General features: G+C 71.4%; 13 protein-coding genes and 1 pseudogene. 10 read left to right on the top strand and 4 right to left on the bottom strand.

Annotated features, from left to right (window positions below; all coding sequences use genetic code 11):
- Positions 1 to 202: 202 nt before the first annotated feature.
- Positions 203 to 1,705 carry an ATP-binding SpoIIE family protein phosphatase gene (locus tag H305_RS44150; RefSeq protein WP_234020589.1) on the bottom strand — a complete coding sequence of 501 codons (1,503 nt, stop codon included), beginning with the start codon at positions 1,703 to 1,705 and terminating at the stop codon, positions 203 to 205.
- Positions 1,706 to 1,821: 116 nt separating this feature from the next.
- Complete coding sequence (locus tag H305_RS44145; protein WP_051370332.1) at positions 1,822 to 2,814, bottom strand: PP2C family protein-serine/threonine phosphatase; 993 nt, start codon at positions 2,812 to 2,814, stop codon at positions 1,822 to 1,824.
- Between the two features lie 942 nt (positions 2,815 to 3,756).
- On the opposite strand from H305_RS44145, the gene H305_RS0101325 reads away from it, so the two are divergent.
- The gene (locus tag H305_RS0101325) at positions 3,757 to 4,329 is read left to right on the top strand and encodes a TetR/AcrR family transcriptional regulator (RefSeq protein WP_037761970.1); all 573 of its coding nucleotides are present in this window, start codon (positions 3,757 to 3,759) and stop codon (positions 4,327 to 4,329) included.
- Positions 4,330 to 4,871: 542 nt separating this feature from the next.
- Here the strand turns inward: H305_RS0101325 and H305_RS0101320 are convergent.
- On the bottom strand, positions 4,872 to 5,666 hold the full coding sequence (locus tag H305_RS0101320; protein WP_028798817.1) for an SDR family NAD(P)-dependent oxidoreductase: 795 nt from the start codon (positions 5,664 to 5,666) through the stop codon (positions 4,872 to 4,874).
- Positions 5,667 to 6,381: 715 nt separating this feature from the next.
- Here H305_RS0101320 and H305_RS0101315 point away from each other — a divergent pair.
- The 9 genes and pseudogenes from H305_RS0101315 to H305_RS0101275 all read left to right on the top strand — a co-directional run bounded on the left by H305_RS0101315 (position 6,382) and on the right by H305_RS0101275 (position 15,548).
- Positions 6,382 to 7,224 carry a GNAT family N-acetyltransferase gene (locus H305_RS0101315; protein WP_028798816.1) on the top strand — a complete coding sequence of 281 codons (843 nt, stop codon included), beginning with the start codon at positions 6,382 to 6,384 and terminating at the stop codon, positions 7,222 to 7,224.
- Positions 7,225 to 7,393: 169 nt separating this feature from the next.
- On the top strand, positions 7,394 to 8,230 hold the full coding sequence (locus H305_RS0101310) for a GNAT family N-acetyltransferase (RefSeq protein WP_234020588.1): 837 nt from the start codon (positions 7,394 to 7,396) through the stop codon (positions 8,228 to 8,230).
- An 82-nt stretch (positions 8,231 to 8,312) separates the two neighbouring features.
- Positions 8,313 to 8,510 (top strand): transposase, encoded by a 198-nt coding sequence (locus H305_RS54295; protein ID WP_078628822.1) that lies wholly within the window; start codon positions 8,313 to 8,315, stop codon positions 8,508 to 8,510.
- Positions 8,511 to 8,709: 199 nt separating this feature from the next.
- Positions 8,710 to 9,501: a GNAT family N-acetyltransferase gene (locus tag H305_RS44140; RefSeq protein ID WP_051370315.1), complete on the top strand. Its 792-nt coding sequence runs from the start codon at positions 8,710 to 8,712 to the stop codon at positions 9,499 to 9,501.
- Between the two features lie 159 nt (positions 9,502 to 9,660).
- Positions 9,661 to 9,912 (top strand): annotated as a pseudogene (locus tag H305_RS0101300) (ABC transporter permease); the annotation flags it as partial.
- Positions 9,913 to 10,398: 486 nt separating this feature from the next.
- The gene (gene panD, locus H305_RS0101295; protein WP_028798813.1) at positions 10,399 to 10,818 is read left to right on the top strand and encodes an aspartate 1-decarboxylase; all 420 of its coding nucleotides are present in this window, start codon (positions 10,399 to 10,401) and stop codon (positions 10,816 to 10,818) included.
- Between the two features lie 58 nt (positions 10,819 to 10,876).
- Positions 10,877 to 11,221: a GNAT family N-acetyltransferase gene (locus H305_RS0101290; RefSeq protein ID WP_028798812.1), complete on the top strand. Its 345-nt coding sequence runs from the start codon at positions 10,877 to 10,879 to the stop codon at positions 11,219 to 11,221.
- Positions 11,221 to 11,931 (top strand): aspartate/glutamate racemase family protein, encoded by a 711-nt coding sequence (locus H305_RS0101285; protein WP_234020587.1) that lies wholly within the window; start codon positions 11,221 to 11,223, stop codon positions 11,929 to 11,931. Before H305_RS0101290 ends, H305_RS0101285 begins: the two co-directional genes overlap by 1 nt.
- Positions 11,932 to 12,446: 515 nt before the next feature.
- Positions 12,447 to 15,548, top strand: coding sequence for a hypothetical protein (locus tag H305_RS0101275; RefSeq protein ID WP_028798809.1), 3,102 nt, complete (start codon positions 12,447 to 12,449; stop codon positions 15,546 to 15,548).
- Positions 15,549 to 15,666: 118 nt separating this feature from the next.
- On the opposite strand, the gene gndA is transcribed toward H305_RS0101275, so the two are convergent.
- The gene (gene gndA, locus H305_RS0101270; protein ID WP_028798808.1) at positions 15,667 to 17,106 is read right to left on the bottom strand and encodes an NADP-dependent phosphogluconate dehydrogenase; all 1,440 of its coding nucleotides are present in this window, start codon (positions 17,104 to 17,106) and stop codon (positions 15,667 to 15,669) included.
- Positions 17,107 to 17,206 lie beyond the last annotated feature (100 nt).

The raw sequence follows: 17,206 nt of genomic DNA, 5'->3' as shown, positions 1-17,206 counted from the left end.
TAAGTGGTCGGCGGTGCCCCGGCCCCTGGCAGGGGAATGTCTCCATCACCGCGCCGAGCACCCAAGATCGGCCGCGGTGTCCGACCCTTCACTCCGCGCCGCTGCCCTCCGGCGTTCAGGATCCGTCAGGCGCGCCCGCGCCGAGGACGCACGTCGACCCGGCGGGGCACTTCCTCTGAGACGACACACGGTGTGTCTCCTCCTATGTTTCGTGTTGCGGGGTGTGTTCGGCCCAGATGGTCTTGCCATCGGGGTGGTGGCGAGTGCCCCAGCGGCAGGTGAGTTGCGCGACGATGAAGAGCCCGCGGCCGCCTTCGTCGAGGGTGCGGGCGCGGCGTAGGTGAGGAGTGGTGGTGCTGCCGTCGGTGACCTCGCAGGTGAGACGGGTGTTGCAGCGGATCAGGCGGAGATGCAGCGGTGGCTGGGCGTGGCGGATGGCGTTGGTGACCAGCTCGCTCACGATCAGGACGGTGGTGGGGGTCGCGTCGTCCAGGCCCCAGTCCGTCAGCTGTGCGGTGACATGTTTGCGCGCGGCGGAGACGGCCGCTGGATCGGCGGTGAGGTCCCACGCGGCCATGGTGGTGGTGTCGAGTGTGCGGGTTCGTGCGGCGAGCACACGCAGTTGACGAGGGCCACCCTCTGCCGCGAGGGCCTGCAGCGCGGTATGGCAGGTGGCTGCGAGCGAGGACTGTGGTTCGATGCGTCCTCCGGGCACGGTGGATCCATCGGTCCTGAACCCGGAACCGGCCGGCTTCGCGGAGTGCGTGTGCAGCAGGAGCACGCTGCCTTTGCTGAGCCGGATCTCCGCGGTCGCGACATGCGTCCGCGCGCGTCCGAGCGGTGTCCCGGAGGAAAGGTCGACGGCGATGGGCGAACCTTCGGAGCTGATGACGATGGGGGCGGGGTGACCGGCGGAGGCGAAGGTGCAGTCTGCCGTGACGGGGTCGTAGATGGCGTACAGGCAGCTCGCCGTGACGTCGTGGCCGGCCTCGTCCGGCCGGAGCCGGTGGAGGACGTCCTGGAGGTGGGTCAGTCTCTCGTCCGGTTGCATGTCGATGTCCGCCAGGGTTCGTACCGCGGCGCGGAGTTCGGGCACCAGGGTGGGGGCCGGTTCTCCGTGCTCGGTCACGCTGCCGGCGACCAGCGCCACCCGGGCTCCGGGCAGGGGGATGGCGTCAAGCCAATGGGCCTGCGGACTTCCGTCATCGGCCCGGCCGTACGCGAGTTCCACCGCCGCCAGTCGCGGGAGGTGCCCGGTCGGGGGTCCCCCGGCAAGCGGGGACGCGCAAAGATTTCCGGTGTCCTGGCGTGGTGCAGGAGCGATGCGGCCCTTCTCCTCACCGCCCGGGGGAGGCGCGGCGAAGGCGCACCTGGCCTGCCGGCGGATCCGGACTCGGCAGATGAACAGGCTCATGACCAGAGACAGCAAGGCCGCGGTGACGACAACCGTCCGGCCGCCCTCCGACACACCCCGGATCGCGAAACCGTAGATGGCCACGCTGGTCGCCAGCGTGCAGGCTCCGATGATCAGGGTGTGCCTGATGGGCAGCAGCGCTGCCGCTATCAGGGGTGCCAGGACCGAGTAGTCCGACCAGCGGACCAAGCCCACTGCAGAGGCGTTCAGTTGCAGTGCGCAGGCCGCAGAGAGATAGACCGCGAGCAGTGTACTTGGATGCCGGAGCAGGAGGAGTCTGGGCGTGGCCAACCTCGTCACCGTCGCTTTTGATGTCGTGCGCAGAGCCTGTGAGATGGTGCGCATGATGTGCGGCGCAGGGTTCGGGGTTGTCTGCGCGGGCGTGCGGGCCTTCGGGCTGTGGAAGTTCACGGTGGCGCCTGTTCGCAGTGGGCGGGGTGCGTTGGGTGATGGACAGCGACAAGGGCCAGGTCGTCCTGGAGGTTCTTGCCCGCATGCCGGTCCACGTCGACGCTGATGTGCTGTACCAGGCGGCTGGGGCAGTCCCACGTCCACGTCTCGGCACGTTCGAGGACGGGGAAGAAGCGGCCTGCGGAGTCGCGGGCCTCTGCCAGGCCATCGGTATACAGGAGCAGGGTGTCTCCGGGACCGAAGGCGACGGTGTCGAGGCAGAAGGCGTTGGGAGTGTCTGCTGAGAGCCCCAGCGGCGGGGCGGGTTGGGTGACGGGCAGCAGGGTGAGCCGGCTGCCCTGGTGCAGCAGAGGCGGCGGGTGCCCGCAGCTGACCACTCTGGCGATTTCTTCGTCGTCGGGGAGTTCGATCAGCAGGGCGGTGATGAACCGCTCGCTGCTGTCAGGGGCGATACGGGTCAGCTCACTCAGGTGCCTGCGAACGCTGCGTTCCAGGGAGGCCGCGAATTCCGGGAGCGTGCGGTACTGCTGAGCTGACTCCCGGAAGGCGCCTAGGACGGCGGAGGCGTCGTCGATGGCCGGGAGGCCCTTTCCGCGGACGTCTCCGATGAGGATGCGTGTGGTGTGCGCGGTGCGGGCGGCTGCGAACAGATCGCCCCCCACCAGAGCGTGCGCCGCCGCGGCGCGGTACATCGATGCGACGTGGAGGGGGCCCAGCTCCGCCGGGATCGGCCGGAGCAGCACTCGTTGGGCTGCTTCGGAGACGGCCCGTACCTGGGCCAGTTCACGCAAGTCGCGGTCGTGCACGGCCCGGGAGGCGATGACGAACGCGGAGACGATGAGGACTGCTCCGATGTGAATGGGCAGCAGCGGCGAGTGGAGCAGGCCGTCGTGGCGGTCCACGAGGAGCACTGCCGCGGCTGCCAGGAGCGCGACGACGCTCGTGAAGCGTGTTCGTGCGAACTTGCCCGTGCACGTGGGGGCTGCCACGAGCAGTGGGGACAGGTGAACCGCGAGTGGGGCGAGCGACGCACCGGAGGTGATGGCCGCGATCAGTAGCAGCGGAGGGACTACGTGGCCGCGCAAGCCCAGGGGTCCGGTGCCGCGGCCACGAGCCTTCGGCCGCTTGGGGACTTCGGGGCCTGGGAGCGAGCCGGCTCCGTCATCGGTCGCGCGCCGGGTGGCGGGGGTGCGCGGGAAGAAGCGCATCACGAGTCCGGGGTGCGACCGGATTCTTCCGGTAGGGCTGCGTCGTATCAACATGGCGGCTCTCGTGCCATCACGGCGTTGAAGGGTGGAGTTGCGCCCCGCCGGTTTCGCCGGCGGTTCGTCTCCGGCGAGCGGTCTTCTTGTCGGGGCGGCGATGTCCTGGGTCTCGCCTGACCGGCCCCGGAGGGCGGTATCCCGTAGGAGGGGGTCTCGACCGGGGTCCTGCTGAGGGGACGGCTTCACGGGCACTGCTGCTCGGGCGGGAACGGGAATCGGCGGCTGGCCGGCCGGATCGTCCCGCGACTACTCGGTGACAGTCGCCACTCGCCCCTGAAGCACGAGGATCGGTGTCTGTCCGATGGCGCTCTCGAGGCTCCACTTCCCGACCACGCCGCCCAACGGCGCACGACTCACGGGCGATGTGCCGAGGGGCCCGCTTCGGCTCTCGAGCAGAGGGATGCCGGCTCCAGTCGATCCGGGCGGCGATGCGATATTAGATTCCGCTCGCCATCTTACATGCGGGCCGTCGTCCGTGCCCTCTGGGGCGTGGACGTTTTCGCGTGCATCCGCTGGTGCGACGGATCGGCGGCGAGTGCCGGCCGGCAGGGAGCCGCGGCACCCTATAGACAGCAGGCGTAATCTTAGAAGCAGGGTGTCGTTCGGCTGGTCGTGGTGACGACTCGCGACGTGAAAGTGGCTGGCCGGTATTACGGAGGGTGATAGGTGAGTCGCGTCTCGCAAGCAGAAGCGAAGGTCAACCGGGAGCGAGTGGTGCTGGCGGCCTCTCGGCTGTTCCGCGAGGACGGCGTGGCCAAGGTCGGCATCGCGGATGTGATGAAGTCGATCGGACTCACTCAAGGCGGCTTTTACAAGCAGTTCGCCTCCAAAGCCGCTCTCGTCGACGAAGCGATCGCCAAGGCCGTCTCCGACAACTTGCAGGACCTCGTGGCTCTGGACCGTGAGACCGGGGAGCATCAGGCGGCGTGGCAGTCGCTGCTCGAGTCCTATTTCTCCGTCGAGCACCGCGACAACCCCGGCACCGGTTGTCCCGCCGCCGGTTTCGCGGGCGACGTGGCACGTGAGCCCGAGCACCGGGAGACGTACGCCAGGGGCATCCAGGAGCTTGCGGGGTGGATCGCGCCCGGTGAGGCCGGCCTGGCGGCCTATGCCACGCTCGTCGGCGGCATCCTGCTTGCCCGTGCGACCGCGGGCACACCCTTGTCCGAGCAGATCCTGCAGGCCGTGCATGCGGCGGTGGCGAGGGACGCCGACAGCGGTCAGGCGGCGACCGGCTGACGTGTACGCCTCCGCGTCCTGACCCCTCGACGTCCCGCCGCGGCACATGCGCGTAGTGCGGTGCGTCAAGTGTCGCCCGCCTGCGGCCGGTTCGTGCGCGGTCCCGTGCTCGCGGCCTGTCCCGCCCCTCCTGCCGCGGCGGCCGCACCCGCCGCCGCCATCCCCGGTCGCGGGAATTCCCGGGCGCGATGCGGTTCTGCCCCCCGCCCGGCGGTATGACGGTCGGCAGGGCGTGCGGCGGCCCGGCGGACGGCCGACCCTCTGGTGCGCCACCCTCGGAGGGAGGGCGGTACCCGGGCTTCGCCGTCGCCTTCCGGAAATGACGGTCTTCGACTACGGGGCCGGGACCCGGGAGGCGCGGTGCCGACCGGTGTGCTGACCGCGTCCCACCCTGTCGAGGACGGAAACAGAAGAAGCCCGTCGCCGAGGCGCCGCATGGCAGGCCGCCCGCTGTCCTGCCGGGTCTCCCTCACCGGCGCAGGGTGCCAGAACGGAGGGCGTGCGGCCCCCGGCCCTCGGCAATGAGCGTGCTCGCCCCGCGGTCAGCGGGCGTAGCGTTCGGCGGGGTGTGTGAGGGACAGGCCCGGGACGAGTTCCTGGCGCGCGTTCTCGTACTCCTCCCACTTGGCGTACTCCGGCAGCGAGGGAATCGTGACCAGCTCACCGGCGTCGAGACCGGCGAGCCCGGCCCGCGCGGCGACGAGGGGTGCCATGACGACCTCGCTGGGCAGCTGGTCCCTTTCGACTCCCGAGCCGTTCCAGATCGCCGTCTCCAGCGCTCCCGGCACCACGACCTGCACGCGGACGCCGGAACCCGCGAACTCCTGAGCCAGAGCCTGGGTGAACGCGATCACGTACGCCTTGGTGCCGCCGTACACGGCGCCCACGGGCAGGACGTTGAGGGCGAGGGCGGACGAGATGTTGACGATCGTGCCCGAGCCCCGGCCGCGGAACGCCTTGGTGGCGGCGGTCGCAAGCCTGGTGGCGGAGGTCAGGTTGAGCGTGATCAGCCACTCCAGCCGGTCCGGGTCCGCCTCGGACAGGGGGCCGAAAACGGCGCTGCCGGCGTTGTTCACCAGCATGTCGATGGAGGGGTCGGCCGCCAGACGGTCCTCGACGCACCGTACGCCCTGCGGCGTGGCCAGGTCGGCGCTCAGCGTCGAGACCTCGACGCCGGAACGCTCCGCGAGGTCGGCTGCGGCGGATTCCAGCCGCGCCTGGTCACGAGCCACGAGCAGCAGGTTGTGCCCCCGCGCCGCGAGTTCCTCGGCGTAGGCGGCACCCAGACCCGCGGTCGCGCCGGTGACGAGCGCCGTCCCGGCCTTCTGTGTGGACATGGTCGTCCTCTTTCCTCGGTATATGGCGACGTTAGAGTGTAACTGTAATCTAAGAGCCGCGCGCCTTTGCGCCTGCGGAACGGCCTGGAGCCGACGGATGCTGTCTGGGGGTGGTTCCTCGGTGCGGTCGGTGCCCCAGTGGGTGTGGTGGCTGCCGGGGTGGTCGGTGCGGCGGAAGGTGCGGGCGGCGGGCGGGGGCGGGGGCATGTCCGGGCGGGCGCGTACGCCCGGACGGCCGGCGTCCGCGGCGCCCCCAGCGGGTGGCGCGGATGGCGGGGTCGCCGGGACCTGGACGCTCCACCCTGAGTGTGCCGCCGGCGGGTCGGGGTGGCCCCGTCTCTCGCGGTAGGGCGATCCGGTCCCGACGTATAGATCATTCGTGACATCTATCACGTGGACGCTGTGCGACGGGGCCTACATGATGGGCCGCACATCCATGTTCAACGCAGCACCTGGCCCATGAGGTTCGAATGCATTGCCGTCGCCGTCGCCGGCACCCGGAGTACGAACAAGCCCGGGCATCCGCAACCCCTCGGACGTGGGAGCGGGGCCCTGGAGCCGGCGGTTCGCATTCGCCCTCGCCTTCCCGGCCCTCCGCGGCTGAGGCAGACAAGGACAGGACCGTCAGCCGCACGTGCTGCGGCTGGGGGCACCGACCACCGCTGCGGCGTGGTGCATTCCTACCGCGCCCCGGGCGAGCAGGAGACAAAATCCCGTGACCTGGTTCACCACGGACGAGCCCGAGGTGTTTCGATCCGAGGCGGGGACATTTCTCGCCGCCCGGCCCGACTGGCACACCATGCTGCTGTCCGGGCTGGACACGATCGAGCGACTGCGGTCCGAAGGGAAAGCCCCGCCCACGGTGCTGGGCTGGTGGCGGGAACCGGATGAGACGGCGACGACGGCCGCGTTCGTGTGGATGCCTCCGCACCTGCTGGCAGCGAGCCGTCTTTCCCGGGACGCGGCCGCACACCTGGCCAACGTCCTGTCCGACCGGACCCCGCCGTTCACACAGCTCGTGGCCGACGACTCATCGGCCCGTGCCTTCTCCGATGCGTGGCAGACGACCACCGGCTCCCAGCCGAAGAGCGGACCGCACCTGCGCCTCTATCGGCTCGACGGGCTTGTGCGCCCTGCCCTCGCAGCGCCGGGGGCACCGCGGACGGCCACCGACGACGACCGGGCTCTGCTCCACGACTGGTGCACCCGTTTCGTCACCGAAGCCGGCTCGCTCGGGGCCGATCTCGACGCATTCGTCGACGAGCGGCTGAGCCGGGGCGGCTGGCGGTTGTGGACGGTGGAGGAGGAGCCGGTGGCCATGGCCGCCATGACGTCGGTGGTGGCCGGCACGGCTCGCCTCACCCCCGTCTACACGCTGCCGGAACAGCGCGGCCGGGGCTACGGCTCCGCCGTCACCGCAGCCGTTTCCCAAGCGGCGCGTGACGCCGGTGCGGAGCACGTGCTCCTCTTCACCGACCTCGCCAACCCGACGAGCAACAGCGTCTACCAGCGCATCGGATACCGCCCCGTCTCGGACTTCCGCATCGTGGTGACCTGAGACCGCAAGAGCCGGCGCGGCCGACGGCCGCAGGCAACGGCCGTGCGCGGAGACAGGGACCCAACGGCTGCATCACACGGTCGGAAGAACGGCCGTGTGAAGCCGGCCGGACAAGCCGCATACCTTCGGACCGCCCCAGGTCCGAGGCTTTCAGACAGAGGTAACACCCATGACGAACGTATCCAGCGGAGCCGGCGAACCCTCTGTGGCGGGCGCGTTGCCGGGCAGGCGCGTACCGCACGACCTGTGGCATCCCGGGACGATGGCCGGCGTGACCGCGAACTTCCGGCAGTACTTGACCGGATGGGGCGTGGTGGACGCCGGTGACAGTGACATCGACTGGTTCCGCAGCGGGTTGGCGCAGCCGCAGTTCAACGGAGTGGTGAGGGTGCGCTCCTTGGAGGAGGTCGAGCAGATCACTGCCACCGCGCGAGAGCGGCTCGCCGGAGTGCCCTGGTGGTGGTGGGTCGGCCCGGACAGCCCCGCGGGCACGTCGTCGGCCCTCGCCGAGCACGGAGCCGAGGAATTCGCCACGATCCCGGTGATGGTCAGACCGCTCGACCAGGCGGTGGATCCGATGGAATCATCGCCCGGCCTGCGGATCGATGAGGTGAGCGGTGACGACCGCTTGCGGGAACTGGTCCGCACCTACAGTGCCTCGATGGGCGTCGCCGTGGGCCTCGAGTCCGACATCGTGCGCATCGAGGCACAACGTCGGGACAACGCGGACATCGTCCGCCTGGCGGCGGTTCTCGAGGGTCGTGTCGTCGGGACGACCGTGGTGATCACGGCCCACGACGTGGCCGGGATCTTCATCGTCCATGTGGCCGAGACGCGTCGCCGACTCGGCATCGGCACAGCGTTGACCGCGGCGGCGCTCCGCGTGGGACAGGACCGTGGAATGCGGCTGGCAGCACTCGCCGCGAGCCCGGCCGGCGAGCCGCTTTACCGGAGATTCGGTTTCGTCGAGGTTTCGCAGTACCGCCTCTTCACCTTCCCCGTTTAGTGCGACCTGCCCCTGTACGGACTTGGGGCGAGGGGACCGTTCTGGCGAGCAGTGGCGGTGCTGAACCGTTGCTGCCGGTGCAATGCGGGGCAGGCCGGCGGTCGGCCGGCGGCGATTGGTCGACGGGACCCGGTGGCGGGTACGGACCGGAGCTCAGTGGCGTGAGGTGCCACGGGAGTACGGGCCGTGGCAGGCCGTCTGCGAACTCTTTCGGCGTTGGCGGTGGGGTGGTGTCCGGCCGGTGCTGCCGACCAGGCTGCAGGCCCGGGCCCCCGGGTAGTTCACCGCCACTTCTGCCGCTGCCTCGCGGACATGCGGCTTGCCCCGCAATAGATTTTGGATACCATCTAACTGGCGATCCGCGTGATCACGGACATCTCCTGGAGCTGTGCCCATCAGGCGCGCGCTTCGCCTCACGATCGCTTCTCTCCTCGTCCGGCGTCCTGCCGGTGTCTAAGCACCTCGCAAGTGGAGTTCACATGGATCCCAAGTCTCTCGGTTCCCGGGCGGACGCGGCCGCGCACGCTTTCGGATCGGCGATGGAGAGGCTGGTGAGCGTCGTTCCCGGCGCCACCGGCCGCAGCGGCCCCGAAGGCACTCTCCTCGCCCTCACCCGTTCGCAGATACCCGCTCTGAACGTGGTGATGAGCACGGCGAGGGAACCCGATGCGGGGAAGATCGCGGACCTTGCTGCCGTGGCCGCCGAGGAGGCGGGCCGAGACGGATTCCCCTGGAGCATCCGCCTTCGCGGCGGCCCGGACGACGCGATCACGCGCAGGGCCGGTGAGTACGGCCTGACCGGCAAGTCCGAGCAGCCCTTCATGGTGATGTCACTGAAGGACGCGTCCGTGCGCGCCCGGGAGGGCGAGCAGGTACGGGTGCGCGCCCTCGGGGGTCACGAGTACAACGACTTCGCCGAGGTGCTGGCCGCGGGGTTCGGTGCCCCTCCGGTGATCATTTCGAGCCTGTACACACCGGCTGTTCTGGACACGCAGGGGATCAACGCCTACGTGGCCGAGGCGGATGGGGTCGCCGTAGCCGCGGGCCTGGGGGTCGTCGTCGAGGACCATCTCGGCGTCATCAACGTCGCCACGACGCCGCAGCACCGCAGAAAGGGTCACGCCCGGGGCATGGTCGAAAAGATCTTGGCGGACGGGCGGGCCGTCGGCGCGCACACGGCCTACCTGCACGCGACCGATGAGGCGGTCGGCCTCTTCGAGAGTTTCGGCTTCCGCACCGCGGAAACCTGGACGTCATTGATCGGAGCCTGACCGCCGCCGCGTTGGCGCGGTCAGGCTCGGGCACCGTGGGCGTCACCGGCGACGCCGACGGTGCCGGATGCGCCCCGACCTGCCGCGCGGAGTCGTACTCCGCGGCGGTGGCATGTGCCGGGCCGACCGCGGCCACACAGGGTTCCAGGGGTCCGTACCTGGGGAGACCTGTGGGCATCGCCCCTCCAGCAGACCGCGGTCCCCGTGGTCCTGGGACTCGCGATCGCCGTGGTCGGCGGGCTCGGCCTGGGCGTCGCGTTGCTGCAGATGGTGCACGCCACGTTCCACGTCGATTGGGCGAGCGTCGGCGCGATGGCCGGGGTGGGCGGCGCGGTGATCCTCGCGGTCACCCTGCCGGCCATGCCGGCGCTGTGGCGGATGATGCGCCCGGACGGCCTGCGGACGGAGTGATCCGCGGGGGGTGCGTGCAGCACCAGTCGATGCGGTGACGTCCCGTCAGGACGGGCTCCTGCTGCAGTCGCTCGACTGCAGCAGGAGCCCGTCCTGACAATGCGCCAGGCCTGTCCGCTCACGTCCTGGGTAGGCCGGACCTCAGGGCGAGGAGCGGCGGCCCAGTATGTCGCTGTGGTGCCGCACCAACGGCGGCAACCGGCGGCATCCCCTCTTCCCGTATCTGGTGGCCGTCGGCGCGCAGGTCCGGCCGGCCCGACGGCCGCACCGTCGGTCCTCAGCGCGGGCTGGCCAGCCGTGCGCCGTACATGCTCTTGGTCGACGGCTTCGCGACACCTTGGCTCGCGCAAATCGCGCAGGTGAGAAGCCTGCTCGCGCAGCGCGCGATGTTCAGGAAAGTCTTCGAGTCGAATGCATGCCGATGTACAGTGAGCGACGCCTCCGACCTGCAGAAAGCCGGCGGGGAGCCGTCTTCGAGGAGTTCAAGTGCTGCGCACCATGTTCAAATCCAAGATCCACCGTGCCACCGTCACCCAGGCCGACCTGCACTACGTCGGATCGGTCACGATAGACGCCGACCTTCTCGACGCCGCCGATCTGCTCCCCGGCGAGCTCGTCCACATCGTGGACATCACCAACGGCGCCCGGCTGGAGACGTACGTGATCGAGGGGGAGCGCGGCTCCGGAGTCGTCGGCATCAACGGAGCGGCCGCCCACCTCGTCCACCCGGGGGACCTGGTGATCATCATCAGTTACGCTCAGGTCTCCGACGCCGAGGCGCGGGCGCTGCGGCCGCGGGTCGTGCACGTGGACGGCGACAACCGCATCGTGGACCTCGGCACCGATCCGTCGGCGCCGGTGCCGGGCTCGGACCAGGAGCGCAGCCCGCAGGCTGTCTCCGCCTGACATCGGCCGAGGCCAGCAGGACAGAGCGACCGAGGCCGCGACGACCCGAGGAGCGTCCATGAGTGACATCGAGATCCGCGACGACCGGGAGGCCGGCCGGCTGGAGGCGTTCGCCGGGGAGGAAGTGGTCGGCCACATCGAGTACTTCGTCCTCGACACTCCCGCACGGGCGCTCGTCCCGGTGCACACCATCGTGGAGCCCGAGCACGAGGGCCAGGGCATCGCGGGCTCGCTCGCCCGCGAGCTGTACGCGATCGCCGGGCGTGAAGGCGTGGTCGTCGCTCCGCTGTGCCCGTACGTCGTGAAGTGGGCGGCCCGGCATCCCGAGGAGGCGCCGGCGGCCGACCCGGAGCTGCTTCGGTCGGCGGTCAAGTGGCTCAAGGCGCATCCGGGACGCTTCTGATGGCGGAGCCCGGAGCGCCCGGCGCGGGGGACGGACCGCCCGCGAAGGGGCCGGCGTGGCCCGGGCCGCTCGCGCTGCTGCACACCTCGCCCGCGCACATCCCCGTGTTCGAGGCGCTGCGCGACCAGGACCATCCCGGTCTGGAGCTGCGGCACACGGTGTCCGAGGAACTGCTGGCCCGCGCCCGGGCCGAAGGCCCCGACTCGGTGGCCGCCGCGGTGCGGGCCGCACTCGATGCGGCCCTCGCCGACGGCGCGCGAGCCGTGCTCTGCACCTGCTCGACGATCGGCGCAGTCGCGGAGGACGCGGGCGTCGCGCTGCCCGTGCTCCGCGTCGACCGTCCGATGGCCGCCGCGGCGGTCGCCGCGGGCGCCCGGATCGTCGTCCTCGCCACCGTCGAGAGCACCTTCGCGCCGACGGTCGCCCTCGTCGAGGAGGAGGCGCGCCGTGCCGGGCGTCCCGTCGACCTGCGCACCGTGCTCGCCGGGGACGCCTGGGCCCTCTTCGAGGCGGGTGACATGGACGGCTACGCCCGCGCCGTGGCCCGTGCCGCCGACGCGGTCACCGGCGCCGACGCGATCGTCCTCGCCCAGGCGTCCATGGCCCCGGCTCAGCGGCTGACCGGCACCTCGGTCCCCGTGCTGTCGAGTCCGCGGCCGGGTCTCGCCGCGGGGGCGGTGGCCGTGCGCGCCGCGCGGAGCGTCGCCTGAGCGGGCGCCCGCTCAGGCCCACCTGGTTGCCATCCCTCACGCGACGGGGTGAGTGGGTGCGCCGGTGCCGGGTACGCGTGGGACAAGTCCAGGGCCGACGTACCGACTGGCTGGAGGACACCATGACGCATCCGTTCCCCGACCCGGTGAAGCCGGGACCCACCCCGGGGCCGGGCCCCGACCGCCCGCAGCCCTTCCCCGACCCCGCACCCGACCCGGGTCCGCACCCCGGACCCGAGCCCGTGCCGACCCCGTCCCCGATCCCGAAACCGCCGGGCCCCGACCCGGTACCGGAACCGGATCCCCAGCCCGGGCCGATCTCCTGAACCGAGCCCGGCCCCGGGCACGGGCCGACGCCCCGCGCAGGGTCGGAAGCCGAGGCTTGCCTAACAGAGGGTGAGTATTTCTCATCCCGTAACTCCATTGCGTGACCGTCCCGTCCCTGTCAACGTGGTCTCCAGGGGCGCGTACGACGTGTCCTCGAGGGGCGTGTGGTACGGGGACGGGGGTCCGCGATGGGGGACGGGGCGAGCACGGGCGCGGGCGGGCCGAAGGCCGAGGACACCGAGGTCACGGAAACCGACGGCACCGGTGCGACGGCGGCCGGGACGGCCCGCGTGAAGGTCGGCGGCATTGGAGTCACGGGGCAGGACGGCACCCACGCGGAAGGCGAGCGTGTGGGCGTCGGCGGAGTGGCGTCCGAGTGCCAAGGCGTCGGCGGAGTGGTGTCCGAGCACGAGGGTGTCGGCGGAGTGGTGTCCGAGCACGAAGGCGCCCACGAAGCGGAGGCCGGGTACGAAGGCGGGCTCCCGGGGCGCCCGGCGCGCGTGGAGGTCGTGGAGCTGCTGGTGCCCGGCCTCGGACCCGTCGACCGGGAGCGGCTGATCCGGCCCCCGGCGGCCGTCGGGAGGGTCAGTGGGGACGAGAAGGCCGGCCTGTACCGGACCGTGGTCGACCTGAACAAGGCACCCCACAAGGTCGTGCGCGAGGTCTACGACTGGACGCGGCTCACCATCGGTGGCGCGTCCCGCGCGCTGTGGCTGTTTCTGATGCCCTTCCTGCTCATCAACCTCGTGGCCTGGATGCAGCCGCGCTGGCCCTGCGGCAAGGACAAGCGTCGGCGCAAACTGGCGGGCGGGGTCTACGAGTTCGGCGCCCGGCTGCTGGCGCTCTCGCTCACGGTGCTGGTGGTGGGCACGGTCGGCCAGCTGGCGATGGACCAGTTCGCCTGGCAGTGCAGGCCCCAAGCCGGCCGGCACGTGTGCGCCGACGACAATCCGGCCGTCCGCATCCTTCGGTCCTGGGACACCGCCGGACCTCAATGGGGGTTCGTGGCGGCCGCCCTGGCCCCCGCTCTCGTCGTGTTCGTCCTGCTGCTCGCGGCCCGCGACACCAAGCAGGAGTACCTGCCCGTACTGGAGACCGTGTCGGAGGAGGAGGCCGAGCTGGCCCGGCTGCAACGGGCCGGGAAGGGAGAGGACGGCCACCCGCTGGAGCTGCCCGGATTCTGGGAGCACAACCGCCGCGACCCCGGCATGGCGGCCCAGCACGTATGGGCCGGACTCCTCACCACCGCGGGGCTGCTCACCTGGACCCCGCTGCACCAGGACCTCCACGGGAACGGCCCCGAGGGCCTCGGCCGCGCCCTGTTCGCGGTCATCCTGTTCATGACCCTGGTCCTGCTGATCTCCGTCCCCTGGGTGCACCGCAAGACCTGCCTGCCGCTGCCTCCGTCCTCACTCCGGTCGCGAATCCTGGAGCGGATCCCGCTCGTCCGGGGAAAGATCGGTGAACGCCGGGGCGGTGGGCGGTACTTCCCGCTGTGGCCCACGCACTATCCGATCGTCGCGGGCATCCTGTGCGCCTGCGTCAACGTGGCCGCGGTGCTCTACTGCCTGGTCCCCGACCGGCGTTGGACCGTGGACCGGGTGCTGCCCGGGATGCAGGTGCAGTCGACGGTGCTGCTGCTCGTCCAGGCGTTCGGCGTCTGCCTGCTGACCCTCGCCTCCCTCGTGCTGCCCGTGGCCGGGACACGGCGCGGCATGGCGCTGCTCGGCCTCGCGGGCCCGGCCATGGCGGTCCTGGCCTGCTTCGTGGCCTGGCTATACACGACGGCGTCCTCCCAATGGACGGGCTCCTGGCTCGCACGGACCGGCAGGCGTACCGACGTGCCCCAGCCGGTGGACGTCATGGGCATGGTCCTCGCCCCCGTGCTGGCGCTCGGCGCGGTGTGCGGCGCGGTCGTGTTCGCCGTCGTCTGGTTCGTCCACGTCGCGGGACCCGCCGCTCCGGGGCCCGACGGCCGGCCGGGGCCGGGCCTGGTGAAGCGGTTCGTCCGCGAGTACCGGGCGGACTCCCGGGAGGAACGCGACGACCGGCGGCACCTGCACGAACTCAGGGCCGCCCGGCGCAAGCACACCTATCTGCTGCGCGAAGCGGACTGGATGATGGGCACCGCGGCGGTCCTGGTCGTGGTCGTCACCGGAGCGTTCTACTTCCCGCTGGGGATCCGGCCGGGGCTGCGTGACGCGCGCGACCTCGCGGCCGGGGCGCTGGGCTCGCTGAGCATCCCTCTGCTCGCCGGCCTGGCCGCGCTGATGCTGCTGGCGTTCCGGATGTTGGCCATCCGCTCCGACATGCGTCAGAACGCCGGTCTCGCCTGGGCGTTCGGGGCGTTCTGGCCGCGCGCCGCGCACCCCTTCGCGCCGCCGTCCTGGACAGTCAGGGCCGTCCCCGAACTTGTCCACCGGCTGCACGTGCTGCTGAAGGACGAGCGGGGACGGGTCCTCGTCCGGGCCAACTCCATGGGCACCGTCCTGGTGATGGCGGCCGTGTGGCAGCTGGACGCGGCGTTGCGCGCGCGGATCGCGCTGATCACCACGGGTTGTCCGGTCGGCATGTTCTTCTCCCGCAACTACCCCGCCTTCGTCTGCGTCGAGTCGATCGACGCGCTCGGTCCGCGCGGCGAGCGGCCCGGGCTGGCCGGCTGGATCAACGTCTGGCGCGACACCGACCCGCTGGGCGGCCCCGTCGGAATCGAGGACGTGGACGTCCGCTGGGCCGACGACGCGGAGGGCGCGGACGGGGGCCCGGGTGCGTACCGGCGGACGCGGGAGGCGCCGGTGTTCCCGCCGATCGAGGGCCATCGCGGCTACACCGGCGACAGCCGACTGATGCCGCTGCGCAACCGGCTCCTGGCCGAACTGGTCGCCTCCCACCCACCGGAGCCGCCCCCGGGACGGGAGCCGAAGGGGTCGCCCGAGCGGGCCGGTTCGCCCGAGTCGACGTGCACGCCCGAGTCGACGTGCACGTCCGAGCCGACGTGCACGCCCGAGCCGCCAGGGGCGCCTGAGACGATCGAACTGCTCGAGCCGGCGAGGGCGACGACAGGTGAGGCGACCAGCTCGCCCGAGTCGGCCGACCTGGCCGATGCGTTCGGTGCATCCGGCCCGACCGGTGCATCCGGCCCGACCGGTGCATCCGGCCCGACCAGTGCATCCGGCCCGACCGGCGCGACCGGACCGGACGCTCCCGCCCCCGTGGCCCCCGACGGCCCCCCGGTCGTGCCCGGCCCCGGACGCGGAGAAGCCGCCCCGGCCCCGGGACGAGGCACGTGACGGCTTCAGTGACGGGCTGGCGCCCCCGCGGTGCGCTCTGGAGCGCCGTTACCGGCGCCGACGTCAGCGCCGGACTGCGGCGCACCCACGTGCGCCGCCGCGGGGAAATGCCCGTGTGCTACGCCTCGACCTCCGACCGGTCCCCGCCCCACAGCGTGTGGAACGAACCCTCCCGGTCCGTCCGCCGGTAGGTGTGCGCCCCGAAGAAGTCCCGCTGCCCCTGCGTGAGGGCGGCGGGCAGCCGCTCGGCGCGCAGCGCGTCGTAGTAGGCGAGGGCGGCGGAGAAGCCCGGCGCGGGCACGCCCTGGCGGGTGGCCGCGACGAGCACCTCGCGCCAGTCGTCCTGGGCCGCGGCGATCTCCTGGGCGAAGGTCTCGTCCGACAGCAGGCTGGGCAGGTCGGGCCGGGCGTCGTAGGCGGCCCGGATCCGGTCGAGGAAGGCCGCCCGGATGATGCAGCCGCCGCGCCAGATGGACGAGACGGCGCCCAGGTCGATGTTCCAGTCGTACTCGTCGCTGCCCGCCTGGATCTCGTGGAAGCCCTGCGTGTAGGAGACGATCTTCGACGCGTACAGCGCCTGCTCCACCCGGTCCGCGAAGGCCGCGGCCTCCGCCTCGTCGAGCTGCTCGGCCTTCGGACCGGCGAGCCCGCGCGACGCGGCGCGCAGGTCGGCGTGCCCGGACAGGGAGCGCGCGAAGACCGCCTCCGCGATGCCGGACACCGGTACGCCGAGGTCCAGGGCGATCTGCACGGTCCAACGGCCCGTGCCCTTCTGCTCCGCCCGGTCCTGGACGACGTCGACGAACGGCTTGCCCGTCGCCGCGTCCACGTGCGACAGCACCTCGGCGGTGATCTCGATCAGGTAGGAGTCCAGCCGGCCGGTGTTCCAGGTGCGGAAGATGTCGGCGATCTGCGCGGGGGAGTACCCGGCGACGTCGCGCAGCAGCTGGTACGCCTCGCCGATCAGCTGCATGTCCGCGTACTCGATGCCGTTGTGGACCATCTTCACGAAGTGTCCGGCGCCGTCGGGGCCGACGTGCGTCACACAGGGCGCCCCGTCCTTCGCCTTGGCGGAGATCTTCTCCAGCATCGGTCCGAGCGACGCGTACGACTCCTTCGAGCCGCCCGGCATGATGCTCGGCCCGTTCAGCGCGCCCTCCTCGCCGCCGGAGACGCCCGTGCCCACGAAATGGATGCCCTGCTCGCGCAGGGCGCGCTCACGGCGCCGGGTGTCGGCGAAGTGTGCGTTGCCACCGTCGATGATCATGTCGCCGGGCTCCAGGAGCGGGGCGAACTCCTCGATCACCGCGTCGGTCGGATCGCCCGCCTGCACCATGATCACCAGGCGGCGCGGCCGTTCCAGCGCGGCCACGAAGTCCTTCGCGGTCTCGGCGGCCACGAACTCGCCCTCGTGGCCGAACTCCTCGACCAGCGCGTTCGTCCGCGCCACGGTGCGGTTGTGCACGGCGACCGTGTAGCCGTTGCGCGCGAAGTTGCGGGCGAGATTGCGCCCCATGACCGCGAGACCCGTGACGCCGATCTGGGCTGAAGTGCTCATACGGTTGGCTCCTAAGGATCCTGGAATCGGTGTTGCCAGTCGTGCTCGTCAGTGCTGCCGGTCCTGCTCGCCCAGTATTGCCCCCTGCCATCCTGACGCG

Source organism: Streptomyces sp. 142MFCol3.1, assembly GCF_000424945.1.
Classification (GTDB): domain Bacteria; phylum Actinomycetota; class Actinomycetes; order Streptomycetales; family Streptomycetaceae; genus Streptomyces; species Streptomyces siamensis.
The sequence above is the reverse complement of the archived record's forward strand: the minus strand, read 5'-3'. Positions and strand labels throughout refer to the sequence as shown.

Bases quoted from the DNA above. Each gene is read 5' to 3' on its own strand.
- H305_RS0101320 (WP_028798817.1), bottom strand. From the start codon at position 5,666: ATGTCCACACAGAAGGCCGGGACGGCGCTCGTCACCGGCGCGACCGCG.
- H305_RS0101310 (WP_234020588.1), top strand. From the start codon at position 7,394: ATGACGAACGTATCCAGCGGAGCCGGCGAACCCTCTGTGGCGGGCGCG.
- H305_RS54295 (WP_078628822.1), top strand. From the start codon at position 8,313: ATGCGGGGCAGGCCGGCGGTCGGCCGGCGGCGATTGGTCGACGGGACC.
- H305_RS44140 (WP_051370315.1), top strand. From the start codon at position 8,710: ATGGATCCCAAGTCTCTCGGTTCCCGGGCGGACGCGGCCGCGCACGCT.
- H305_RS0101290 (WP_028798812.1), top strand. From the start codon at position 10,877: ATGAGTGACATCGAGATCCGCGACGACCGGGAGGCCGGCCGGCTGGAG.
- H305_RS0101285 (WP_234020587.1), top strand. From the start codon at position 11,221: ATGGCGGAGCCCGGAGCGCCCGGCGCGGGGGACGGACCGCCCGCGAAG.
- H305_RS0101275 (WP_028798809.1), top strand. From the start codon at position 12,447: ATGGGGGACGGGGCGAGCACGGGCGCGGGCGGGCCGAAGGCCGAGGAC.
- gndA (WP_028798808.1), bottom strand. From the start codon at position 17,106: ATGAGCACTTCAGCCCAGATCGGCGTCACGGGTCTCGCGGTCATGGGG.